The organism is Streptomyces sp. NPDC007162 (assembly GCF_040634175.1).
Classification (GTDB): Bacteria; Actinomycetota; Actinomycetes; order Streptomycetales; family Streptomycetaceae; genus Streptomyces.
This window is the reverse complement of record NZ_JBEYFC010000684.1, coordinates 1-4,005: the sequence shown is the minus strand read 5'-3', so window position 1 is coordinate 4,005 and position 4,005 is coordinate 1. Positions and strand designations below refer to the sequence as shown.

Annotated in this window: 4 protein-coding genes; all 4 read left to right on the top strand. The window is 71.0% G+C overall.

Features of this window, described 5'->3' with window-relative positions; genetic code table 11:
* Window positions 1-2,036: ATP-binding protein (locus tag ABZ646_RS42010; RefSeq protein ID WP_360531688.1), on the top strand; the 2,036-nt coding region annotated here is incomplete at its 5' end.
* Window positions 2,033-2,719, top strand: a complete 687-nt coding sequence (locus ABZ646_RS42005; RefSeq protein WP_360531685.1) for a response regulator — start codon at window positions 2,033-2,035, stop codon at window positions 2,717-2,719. The genes ABZ646_RS42010 and ABZ646_RS42005, both read left to right, overlap by 4 nt.
* 44 nt (window positions 2,720-2,763) lie before the next feature.
* Window positions 2,764-3,162 carry an OB-fold nucleic acid binding domain-containing protein gene (locus ABZ646_RS42000; RefSeq protein ID WP_360531682.1) on the top strand — a complete coding sequence of 133 codons (399 nt, stop codon included), beginning with the start codon at window positions 2,764-2,766 and terminating at the stop codon, window positions 3,160-3,162.
* Between the two features lie 3 nt (window positions 3,163-3,165).
* On the top strand, window positions 3,166-3,921 hold the full coding sequence (locus ABZ646_RS41995; RefSeq protein ID WP_360531679.1) for a DUF3159 domain-containing protein: 756 nt from the start codon (window positions 3,166-3,168) through the stop codon (window positions 3,919-3,921).
* Window positions 3,922-4,005: the final 84 nt, after the last annotated feature.

Below are 4,005 nucleotides of genomic sequence, written 5' to 3'. Positions count from 1 at the left end.
AGGTCGACGCGGCCCTGTCCAACTACTTCCGGCCCGGCAACCTCACCGCCCTGCGTGAACTCGCCCTCCTGTGGGTCGCCGACCGGGCCGACGAGTACCTCAAGCAGTACCGCAGCGAGCACCAGGTGTCGGCGATCTGGGGATCACGGGAGCGGATCGTCGTCGGACTCACCGGCGGTCCCGAGGGGCGCACGCTGATCCGGCGGGCCGCCCGGCTCGCCGAGAAGGGCGCCGGCGGCGAGGTGCTCGCCGTCTACATCTCCCGCAGCGACGGGCTGACCTCGGCCTCCCCGAAGGAACTCGCCGTCCAGCGCACCCTCGTCGAGGACCTCGGCGGCACCTTCCACCACGTCGTCGGCGAGGACATCCCCGCGGCCCTCCTCGACTTCGCGCGCGGGGTCAACGCCACCCAGATAGTCCTCGGCTCCTCACGCCGCAAGGCCTGGCAGTACGTCCTCGGACCCGGCGTCGGCGCCACGGTCGCCCGGGAGTCCGGCCCCGACCTGGACGTCCACATCGTCACCCACGGCGAGGCAGGCAAGGGCCGCGGGCTGCCGGTGGCCCGGGGCGCCCGGCTCGGGCGGGGCCGGATCATCGCGGGCTGGGTGGTCGGCCTGGCCGGCCCGGCCGTCATGGCGGTGCTGCTGAACACCGTCAACCTGGGCCTCGCCAACGACATGCTGCTGTTCCTGACCTTCACGGTCGCGGCGGCACTGCTCGGCGGGCTCTTCCCGGCGCTGGCCTCGGCGGCCTTCGGCTCGCTGCTGCTGAACTACTTCTACACCCCGCCCCTGCACCGGCTGACCGTCGCCGACCCGAAGAACATCGTCGCCATCGTGATCTTCTTCGGGGTCGCGCTGTCGGTCGCCTCGGTCGTGGACCTGGCCGCCCGGCGCACCCACCAGGCCGCCCGGCTGCGCGCCGAGTCCGAGATCCTCTCCTTCCTCGCCGGCAACGTGCTGCGCGGCGAGACCAGCCTGGAGGAGCTCCTCGAACGGGTCCGGGAGACCTTCGGCATGGAGTCCGCAGCCCTGCTGGAGCGGGCGAGCGACGTCGCGCCCTGGACCTGCGCCGGGCGGGCCGGCTTCGGACCCGCCCTGGAGCGGCCCGAGGAGGCCGACGTCGACATGCCCGTGGGCGACCACATGGCCCTCGCGCTGACCGGCCGGGTGCTGCCCGCCGAGGACCGCAGGGTGCTCGCCGCCTTCGCCGCCCAGGCAGCCGTCGTACTGGACCGCAGGCGCCTCCAGGAGGAGGCCGAACAGGCCCGCGCGCTCGCCGAGGGCAACCGGATCCGCACCGCGCTGCTGGCCGCCGTCAGCCACGACCTGCGCACGCCGCTGGCCGCGATCAAGGCGGCGGTCAGTTCGCTCCGCTCGGACGACGTGGCCTGGTCGGAGGAGGACCGGGCGGAGCTCCTCGAAGCCATCGAGGAGGGCGCCGACCGGCTCGACCACCTCGTCGGCAACCTGCTCGACATGTCCCGGCTGCAGACAGGCACGGTCACCGCGATCGTCCGTGAGATCGACCTGGACGAGGTGGTCCCGATGGCGCTGGTCGGCGTGCCCGAGGGCAGCGTGGACCTGGACGTGCCCGAGACCCTGCCGATGGTCGAGGCCGACGCCGGACTCCTGGAGCGGTCGGTCGCCAACCTGGTCGAGAACGCCGTCAAGTACAGCCCGTACGACCGGCCCGTGCTCGTCTCCGCCAGTCCCCTCGCGGACCGCGTGGAGGTGCGGGTCGTGGACCGCGGGCCCGGCGTGCCCGACGACGCCAAGGAGCGCATATTCGAGCCCTTCCAGCGTTACGGTGACGCTCCGCGCGGCGCCGGGGTCGGACTCGGGCTGGCGGTCGCCCGCGGCTTCGCCGAGGCGATGGGCGGCACCCTCAACGCCGAGGACACGCCGGGCGGCGGCCTCACCATGGTCCTGAGCCTGCGCGCGGCAGGATCGGTCACCGCGGCGGAGGCGGAGGCGGCGGCGAAGGCGGGGGAGAGGGAAAAGGCAGTGGCGGAACCGGAAAGGCAGGCCTCATGACCCGTGTGCTCGTGGTCGACGACGAGCCGCAGATCGTGCGTGCCCTCGTGATCAACCTCAAGGCGCGCAAGTACGAGGTCGAGGCGGCCCCCGACGGCCGTACCGCCCTCGAACTCGCCGCCTCCCGCCACCCCGACGTGGTCGTCCTCGACCTCGGCCTGCCGGACATGGACGGCGTCGAGGTGATCAAAGGGCTGCGCGGCTGGACCCGGGTGCCGATCCTGGTCCTGTCGGCCCGCCACTCCTCCGACGAGAAGGTCGAGGCGCTCGACGCGGGCGCCGACGACTACGTCACCAAGCCCTTCGGCATGGACGAGCTGCTGGCCCGCCTCAGGGCCGCCGTACGGCGTGCCGAGCCCGTCGCCGGGGGCGGCGAGGACGACGTCCTGGTGGAGACCGAGGGGTTCACCGTCGACCTGGCCGCGAAGAAGGTCAACCGGGCCGGCCGGGATGTCCGGCTCACGCCGACCGAGTGGCACCTGCTGGAGGTCCTGGTCCGCAACACCGGTCGGCTGGTCAGCCAGAAACAGCTGCTCCAGGAGGTGTGGGGACCGTCGTACGGGACGGAGACCAACTACCTGCGGGTGTACATGGCCCAGCTCCGCAGAAAACTGGAAACGGACCCCGCACACCCGAAGCACTTCATCACGGAGCCGGGGATGGGGTACCGGTTCGAGAAGTGAGCTGGGCTACGGCGGTGTCCGTGGGCCCCGGTAGGCTTTCAGACATGAGTGCTGTTCCTCGTTCCGAAAGGCCGGCCGGCCGGTTCCGGCGCATGCTCGACCGGCTCTCCTCTTCGCAGGAGGACCTGGAGTCGGAGGAGCTGCGCGAGGACGCAGACACGACCGGATGCACCCGGATCGGTGACTGTCAGGACCGGCAGATCGTCACCGTTACTGGTACCTTGCGCACGGTCACCCTACGACCGCGAGCCGGAGTCCCGGCTCTGGAGGCCGAGCTCTTCGACGGCTCCGCCGCACTGGACGTGGTGTGGCTCGGCAGGCGCTCCATCGTCGGCATAGAACCGGGGCGCAGGCTGATCGCATCGGGCCGGATCTCGCTGAGCCGGGGCCGCCGGGTGCTGTTCAATCCCAAGTACGAACTGAGACCCCTCGGTAGGGAGTAGCCGGTGACGTCGCTCGACAAGCCGACCGAAGACACGCAGGCTCAGGACGATGCGCGGGCGGTGACCGAGGCCGCGCTGTTCGAGGCCTTCGGCGGGGTGCGCGGCATGGTCGAGACGGTGCTGCCCGGCCTGCTGTTCGTCACGATCTTCACCATCAACAAGGACCTGCACTGGTCGGCGATCGCCGCCCTCGCGGTTTCCGTGGTGCTGGTCGTGGTGCGGCTCGCCATGAGGGACACCGTCAAGCACGCCTTCAGCGGTGTCTTCGGCGTCGCCTTCGGTGTCGTCTTCGCGATGATGACCGGCAACGCCAAGGACTTCTACCTCCCCGGCATGCTCTACACGCTGGGCCTGGCGCTGGCGTACATCGTCACGACCCTCTGCGGTGTCCCCCTGATCGGCCTGATCCTCGGCCCGGTCTTCAAGGAGAACCTCTCCTGGCGCACCCGTAACCCGGGCCGCAAGACGGCCTACGCCAAGGCCAGCTGGGCATGGGGCCTGATCCTGCTCGCCAAGTGCGCGATCCTGTTCCCGCTGTACTGGTGGGCCAATACCGCCCAACTGGGCTGGGTGCTGGTCGCGTTGAAGATCCCGCCGTTCCTGCTCGCCGTCTGGCTCACCTGGGTCTTCCTGGCGAAGGCACCGGCTCCGATCGACGTCTTCGCGGAGATGGAGGCGGAGGAGAAGGCCGAGGAGGAGCGCAGGGCCGCGCTGGCCGCGGAGCAGGGTGAGCCCTCCGGCGGACGCCACCGCAAGTAGACGGACACGCAGGAAGGGCGCCCTCCACAGTGGAAGGCGCCCGTCCAGCGGGTCAGGCCGCCTCGTCAGCCGGGCGAGATCGGA